At 76.3% G+C, this 7647-nt stretch carries 3 protein-coding genes; 1 reads left to right on the plus strand and 2 read right to left on the minus strand.

Translation table 11 applies throughout. The features are described from left to right. The coding region (locus I6A81_RS03230; protein WP_238438638.1) for a beta-ketoacyl synthase N-terminal-like domain-containing protein at window positions 1-287 on the minus strand (287 nt) is incomplete at its 3' end. On the opposite strand from I6A81_RS03230, the gene I6A81_RS03235 reads away from it, so the two are divergent. Continuing rightward, window positions 286-519, plus strand: coding sequence for a hypothetical protein (locus I6A81_RS03235; RefSeq protein WP_203006641.1), 234 nt, complete (start codon window positions 286-288; stop codon window positions 517-519). The genes I6A81_RS03230 and I6A81_RS03235 overlap by 2 nt on opposite strands. Here the strand turns inward: I6A81_RS03235 and I6A81_RS03240 are convergent. Next, the gene (locus I6A81_RS03240) at window positions 498-7442 is read right to left on the minus strand and encodes an SDR family oxidoreductase (RefSeq protein ID WP_307874434.1); all 6945 of its coding nucleotides are present in this window, start codon (window positions 7440-7442) and stop codon (window positions 498-500) included. The two genes, I6A81_RS03235 and I6A81_RS03240, sit on opposite strands and share 22 nt — an antisense overlap. Window positions 7443-7647: the final 205 nt, after the last annotated feature.

Genomic DNA, 7647 nt, shown 5'->3' on the forward strand with positions numbered 1-7647 from the left:
ACGGCGGCCGACGCGACCCGCAGCGCGATGAGCTGGTCGGGCTCGATGCTGGCCACGTCGCGGGGCGGAATGCCGAAGCGGACGGGGTCCACATAGGCCAGGTCATCCACGAACCCGCCGCGGCGGCAGTAGATCCGGTCGGCCCTGGCCGGCCCGGAGGCAGCGGACGGGTCGTAGAACACCGGATCCCAGCGGCCCGGCGGCACTTCGGTGATCGCGTCGACGCCGCCCACCAGGTTCCACCAGTAGGTGTCCAGGTCGGGAGCGCCGGGCAGCAGCACGGCCATGCCGACGATCGCGACCGGCGGCTGGCGCCAGGCCGAGGTGGAGGTCGCGGCCCGAGCCGGAGCTCGACGGGGCACCGCCGACGCGGACGCGGACGCCATGGGCTTCGCGGGCACGGAGCGTTTCGCGGGTACCGAGGGCTTCGAAGACGCTGAGGGCTTCGCGGGTACCGAGGGCTTCGCGGACGCCGAGGGTTTCGAGGGGGACATCGGCTACCAGCCGGAGGCCGTGTAGACGACACCGGCGAGGTCGCGCGGGCCCCAGGCGAGCTCGCGCAGCAGGCAGCGATGCCCCTCCTCCGGATCGATCAGGTCCACCCCGCGACGGGCGAAGTCCCGTTCGAGGTCGGCGCTGACCATGCCGGGATGATGTGGGTCCGGCGCCCAGGGCCCCCAGTGCACGGTCAGCGCCCTCGACCCGGTTCGCCGCGCCCAGGCCGCGCCGAGCGTCTCCAACGCGTCGTTGGCCGCCGCGTAGTCGCTCTGCCCCCGACTTCCCAGAACAGCGGCGATGCTGCCGAAGAACACCAGCAGGCGCGGCGGGACGGGTAACTCGTCGAACGCCGCCAGCATCGCCCGCGCGCCGGCGACCTTCGTGTCGAACACCCGGCGGAAGGACTCCGGCTGCTTGTCGGCGACCAGCCGGTCCTCGATCACGCCGGCGGAGTACACGACGGCGTCGATCCGGCCGTGCCGGGCGAACACCTGCTTGACGAACCAATGAACCGCGTCGGTGTCCAGCACGTCGAGTTGGTGGTAGTGGGCCTCGCCGCCGCGGGCCGTGGCGTCGGCCAGCGTCGCCCGGATCTCCCGCTGCGCGAGCACCTCCCCGGCGGTCTGGTGGGCCGCCTTCGGGTCGCGGATCCCGAGCCGGCCCACCGCGTGGAGCAGCGCGGGCCGGTCGAACGCCCCCGCCAGCCGTGGATCCTCCTCGGCTGTCGGTTCAGGCGTGCGTCCGGCCAGTTCCAGGTGGCAGCGGGCGGCGCCGGCCAGCAGGGTGGTGAACCCCGCGGTGATCCCGCGGGCGCCGCCGACCAGGACGACGACCGCGTCTCCGTCCAGGCCGAGCGCCGCGGTCTCGGCGGAACCGTCGTCAGCCGGTCCCGCGCCGAGGGTCGCGAGCGGGCCGGGGGAGGCTGGCGTCAGTACCTCGGTCTGGCGGACGCCGTCGTGATGGACGACGACCACCGGGCCGCCGGGAGGCTCCGCCAGTTCGGCGGCGACCAGGTCGGCGAGGCCGGGCCCCGCGGTCGCGTCGGTTTCCACCACCTTGATCGCGGCGTGCGGGTACTCACGGCCGAGGGCGCGGAACAGGCCGCGCAGGCCAGGGGCCCGCGCCGCGTCCGGCGGTGCCACCGCCAGCAGCCAGCGGACCTCGCCGCGCAGCACGGCGCGCAGCGCTCCGAAGGCGTCGGGCAGCTCCGCGCCGCCGGTGTTCTCGCCCCAGCCAGCCAGGAAGATCCCGCCGTCCAGGTCCGACGGGGCGGCGTGCGCCAGCTCGTCGACCAGCCGGAACCGCGCCGCGGCGCCGAGCTCCGTGAGCCGGCGTAGGACGGCGTCGCGCCCCGGCACGTCGGCGGCGCGGCCGAACACCACCCAGGTGGTACCGCTCAAGGACACCTCGCGCCCGGCGAGCGGCGCGGGGCGCTGGGTGAGGACGAACCGCTTCGGGCCGTGGCCGCGTGGCCCGGCCGGGGCTCGTGCCGCCCGGTCCGGGCCGGCGGGCGCGAAGGCCGGCGGCTCGCCGGCCCGGCGGCCGCCGGCCGCCGGTTCGGGGCTGTCCGTCGCCGGTTCGGGGCCGGTGGCCGAGCCGGCGTGCGCGGGCGCCGCCGCGGCGTCGCCGGCCGGATGACGCGGGGCCGTGGTGGGGGCGGTTGCGGTGGCCGTGGCACGGGTGTGGTCGGTGAGCCAGCCGACGATGGCGCGTACGGTGCGCAGACGGCTGAGCTCGTCGACACCGCCGGGGCTGGTGACGGTGAGGCGCTCGACGAGGTCGCCGGCGAGCTCGGTGCGCTTGAGGGAGTTGACCGACAGGTCGGTCTCGAGGTCCAGATCGACCTCGATCATGTCGAGCGGGTAGCCAGTGGCCTCGGCGATCAGATCACGCACCGTCTCGGTCAGATCCGGCGGGGCGCTGGTCGTCGCCGATGCCGATGCCGATGCCGATGCCGATGGCGATGCCGAGGTCGAGGCCAGGGCCGCGGCGGCTGGCGCGGCGGCCAGCGGGCTGTCCGCGCCCGGCGCCCGCCCGGCGGGCAGGCCGAGGGGGCCGGCCTCGCCGCTCGTCGTGTCGGGGAGCGGCGCGGTGACCTGGAGGCCGGCGGCGGGCGAGCCCGGCGCCGGCGGTGGCGCGGTGGCGTCGCGGCCGGCCCCCAGGTAGGAGATCAGCACGTCGCGCTGCGCGGCCAGGTTGTCTCGGGAGGTCCGCAGGAACTCGCTGACGAGCTCCTCGCGGGTGGCGGCGGCGGCCAGGGCCCAGGCGGGCGGAGCCACCATCCCGGAGACCGCGGCGCGCGCCCCGGCCGGGTGATCAGCTATCGGCGCGTCGGCCACGCCGCGGCGTGCCGTGGGGACGGGGCCCCGGGGATGTCGCGTCGTTGCCCGCGCGAGCGCCGAGCCGCCGGGCCGGCGCACGCGGCCGGCCGGGGGCAGGCCGCCGGGTAGCGGTTCGCCGTCCGGGCGGCAGATGCTGCGCCCGTCCACGCTCCACGGCGGCGGCGCCAGCGGCGCCGACCCCGCGCGGTCGATCGCGTCGCGGCCTTCGAACAGCCAGCCGACATCCAACGGCACCGCGCCGACGAGGAGCGCGCCGACGGCGTCGAGGAAGCCGGTCAGCCCGCCCCGGTGGCCGTCGCAGGCCACGGCCAGATGCGGCCGGTCACCGAGGATGGCGTCGACCAGGCCGGTCAGCACCCGGCCGGGGCCCGCCTCGACGAAGACGCGCGCTCCGGCGGCGTACATCGCCTCGACCTGGTCGACGAACCGCACCGGCGCCGTGACCTGCGCCACGAGCTCGGTCCGGACGGCGTCGCCCGCTCCACCGACGCCGTCTGTCGCCGGGTAGGGGGCCGCGGTGCGGTTGGCCCACACCGGCAGCCGAGGGTCGGCCAGCGCGGCGTCGGCCAGCACCTGGCCGAAGATCTCCCTGGCGCCCGCGATCATCGGGCTGTGGAAGGCGCAGGCGACGGGTAGCCGCACGGCGCCGTGCCCGGCCTCCCGCAGCAGCCGGATCGCCGACTCGACGGCGGAGGTGGGCCCGGAGATCACGATCTGGTCGGGCGCGTTGTGGTTGGCCACGACGACCTGGCCGCCGAGACGCGGATCCGCCAGTGTTCTGGTGACGGTGGGCAACGAGGCTCGCGCGGCGGCCATCGCTCCCCGGTCGGGCTGGACGGTTCCCGCCGTCCCGTCGCCGCCGGCCCCGGTGACCGCCTGGACGATGGCCTCGCCGCGGGCGGCGGACAGCTCGAGCAGGGTCTCGGGGTCGCAGGCACCCGCGGCGCACAGCGCGACCAGCTCGCCGTAGCTGTGGCCGGCGGTCATGTCCGGGGTGAGCCCGAGCCGGGACAGCAGGTGGTACACGCCGAGGCCGGCGACCCCGAGCGCCGGCTGCGCGACCCGCGTGTCCCGCAGCCGTTCCTCGGCGCCGCGCGCGCGGCCGGCTGGCGACGCCGGCTGGCCGTCGAACGCCGAGGGGTCGAACGCCGAGGGCGGGAACAGCGCGTCCCGCCACCGCTCGCCGAGCCGCAGGTAGTCCCGGAGCTCTCCGAAGGAGACGAACAGCTCGGCCAGCATGCCCGGCCGCTGGCTGCCCTGACCGGGGAACAACACCGCGACCGCGCCATCCGGTGGCGGCGTGGTGGCGGCGAACAGCCCCGCTCGTGGGTCCGCCTCGCCACGGGCCGCGCGGTCCAGCAGGTGGGCGAGGTCGTCCAGGTCCCGGGCGACCACCGCGATCTGGACCGGCCCCCGGCGCGGCTGGGCCCGGCCGGTGGCGGTGGCCGCGAGGTCGCGCAGCGGCCAGGGGCGACCGGCGGCGTCGTTCCTGACCAGCAACCGCCGCAGCTCGGCGACGGCGGCCCGGGCGGTGGCGTGGTCGGGGCCCCGGAACACGAAAAGCTCCGCCGGCCACTGGTCGACGGCATGCCGTGGGTCGGTCGCTCCGGGGTGGCCGGCGAGGACGGCGTGGTAGTTCGCCCCGCCGAAACCGAAGGCGCTGACTCCGGCGACCCGCTCGGCGGCGGGCCGTGGCCACGGCCGCGCGGTGGCGGCGAAGACGAACGGGCTGACGTCACCGTCCCAGGCCGGGTTCGGGGTGCCGACGTGCAACGTCGGCGGGAGCACGCCGTGATGCAGCGCGAGCGACGTCCTGACCACGGCCGCGAGGCCCGCGGCGGTCTTCGTGTGGCCGATCTGGGACTTGACCGACCCGAGCGCGCAGCGGCCCGGTCCTGCCCCGGCCTCCGTGAACACCCGGGTGAGCGTGGTGAGCTCGGTGCGGTCGCCGACGACCGTGCCCGTGCCGTGCGCCTCGACGAGACCCACGTCGGCGGGCGAGACACCGGCGTTGCGGTAGGCACGCTCGAGGGCGAGCCGCTGGCCCTCGGGCCGGGGGGCCGTCAGGCCCAGGGAGCGTCCGTCGCTGGCCGAGCCGAGGCCTTTGATCACGGCGTAGACGCGGTCGCCGTCGCGTTCGGCGTCGGCGAGCCGCTTGAGCACGACGCAGGCGACCCCCTCGCCGAGGGTGGTCCCGTCCGCGTCGGCGGCGAAGGGGCGCGCCCGGCCGGTCGGCGACAGCGCGCCGACGGAGGAGAACAGCAGATAGTCGAGCGCGCCGTTGTGCAGGTCGGCGCCGCCGCAGATCATCACGTCCGCGCCGCCGAACCGCAGCTCCTTGCACCCCAGGTCCAGGGCGGCGAGGGAGGATGCGCAGGCGGCGTCGACGACATAGGCGGGCCCGCCCAGGTCGAGCCGGTTGGAGATCCGGCTGGCGACGATGTTGCCGAGGATGCCCGTGAAGGTCTCCGCCGTGATGCGGGGGAGGACCTCGTCGAGTTCCGGTGGCACCTCGCCGTAGTAGGCCGGCAGCACCGCGCGCAGAGTGATCGCGGCGGACAGGTCACTGTTGGGCTCGGTACCGAACACCACACCGGTACGGGAGTGGTCGACGCGGGCGGGATCGAGGCGGGCGTCCTCGAGCGCGCGCCGCGCGGTCTCCAGCGCGAGGGCCTGGACCGGCTCGATGCTCGCCAACGACGCCGGCGGGATGCCGTAGCGCAGCGGGTCGAACGGGACCCGGGGCAGGAACCCGCCCCACTTCGAGCGGGACTTCTCCCCGCTCGGCCCGCCGTCGCCCTCACCGTCGGCATCGGCGTAGACGCCGACGTCCCACCGCTCGGGCGGCACCAGCGAGACCGCGTCCGCGCCGGCGACGACGTTCGCCCAGAAGGCGGCCAGGTCGGGGGCGTCCGGCAGCACGCAGGCCATGCCGACGATCGCGATGTCGAGCGGCGCTGCCGGGGCCGCCGCTGACGCGCCAGCCGCGTCACCGCTGTCCCGCAACCGCTCGGCGTGGTCGCGCAGGTACTTGCGCGCGCCTTCGGTGACGTCGTCGTGCAGCTCGCGGACAGTCGTGGTGGCCGACCGCAGCACGGCGACCTGCCCGGCCATGAACAGGCCCTCGCGGCGCTGTCGCTCAGGGTCGACCGCGGCGAGGTCATCCCCGCGCCGTTCCAAACCCTTGCTGGCCACGCGGAGCCGGCCGACGTTGAGCTGTTCCAGCGTCTCCCAGGCCTGGTGGTCCGGCACGTCCCGCGCGCGCAGCTCGTCTCGGGTGGCGTGGAACCGCTCGACGAACGGGCTGTCCACGCAGCGGGTCGTGTGCCCTGGCGCGGTCCGCAGCAGGGCGGTGCGCCGCGCGGCCACCACCTGGCGCTGGAACTCCTCCTGGATGGCGCCCAGCTCGACGGCGTCCCGCGTGAACAGGTAGGCGGTGCCCATCAACAGCCCGACGCCCACGCCGCGGGCGCCCAGCGGGCTCGCCAGCGCGGCCACCATCGCCGCCGACCGGGCGTCGTGCACGCCGCCGGCGAACAGGACCTGCGGGCTCGGTCCGGTGCCGCCCGGCGCGGCGTGCCCGTCCGCGAAGCCGCCCGGCCGGGTCTCGTCGAGGAAGTTCAGCAGCACGTCGACCTGCGCCTCCCAGAGCGGGAAGCTGGCGCGCGGGCCGACGTGGCCGCCGCATTCGGAACCCTCGAAGACGAAACGGCGGGCACCCGCGTCGAGAAACTGCCGCAGCAACGTGGGCGACGGCACGTGCAGGAACGTCGGAATGCCGATCTTCTCGAGGTCGGCGGCCTGGGAGGGCCGCCCTCCGGCGACGATCACGCAGGAGGGCCGGATCTCGCGCACCACCGCGAGCTGGGCGGCGCGCACCTCCTCCGGCGCGAAGCCAAGCAGGCCGACTCCCCAGGGCCGCTGCCCGAGCAGATCCCGCGTCTCGAGCAGCAACTGGCGGGACTGCTGCTCGGTCGCCAGGGCAAGCGCCAGAAACGGCAACGCGCCGTCTTCGGCGACCCGCCGCGCGAACCCGGACTGGTCGCTGACCCGGGTCATGGGGCCCTGCGCGACGGGCCGGGTGGTTCCCCAGGAGGCGCACAGGGGCGAGCCGTCTCCCAGAACGGACTCGGCGGCCGCGAGCGCGCCCGGGTCCGCCGCGTCGGCGAGCGCGCCGCGCACCGCCCGAACCACCCGCGCGGTGGTCCCGAAACGGGTCGCGAACACGCGGGCGAGGAAGGCGTCCTGCCCTACCGGGATCAGCTGGCGATCCGGGTCCTGGCCACCGAGGTGAGCGGTGACCGTTCCAGCCGGCCAGTCCTCGGCATCCCCAGCCGCCTGCCGGGCGGCCGCCGACTGGTAGACCCGATGCCCGGCCGCGACCACCGTCTCGGTGCCGTCCATGCGACGCAACATGGCGCCGCTCGCCGCCGTCACGGTGGCCTCGCGCAGCAGGCCGAGCTGGGTGTCCAGGACGACCCCGGCGGCGCCGCCGACGACCGCGGCGACGGCGGTGCGCAGGCCCACCCCGCCCCAGCACCACACCGGCGGGGCCAGCCCCGCCTGCCCGCGCAGCTCCTCGTGGTCGAGCAGCCGTTGCACGAGGACGAACGAGCTCAGCTCGCCGACCCGGCCACCGGCCTCGTTTCCCCGCGCCAGCAGGCCGTCGGCGCCCGGGGCCCCCGCCCCCCCCCCCCCCCCCCGGGGGGGGGCCCCCCCCCCCCCCCCCCCCGGCGCCGTCGTCTTGGCCGCTCAGATGGGCCGCTGCTGGCGCATCCAGCTCTCGAGGTCGCTGACGCCGCGGGGG

It is taken from the genome of Frankia nepalensis (assembly GCF_016786325.1).
Lineage (GTDB): Bacteria > Actinomycetota > Actinomycetes > Frankiales > Frankiaceae > Pseudofrankia > Pseudofrankia nepalensis.

Coding starts and splice junctions, on each gene's coding strand:
- I6A81_RS03235 (WP_203006641.1), top strand. CDS start 286: ATGCCGACGATCGCGACCGGCGGCTGGCGCCAGGCCGAGGTGGAGGTC.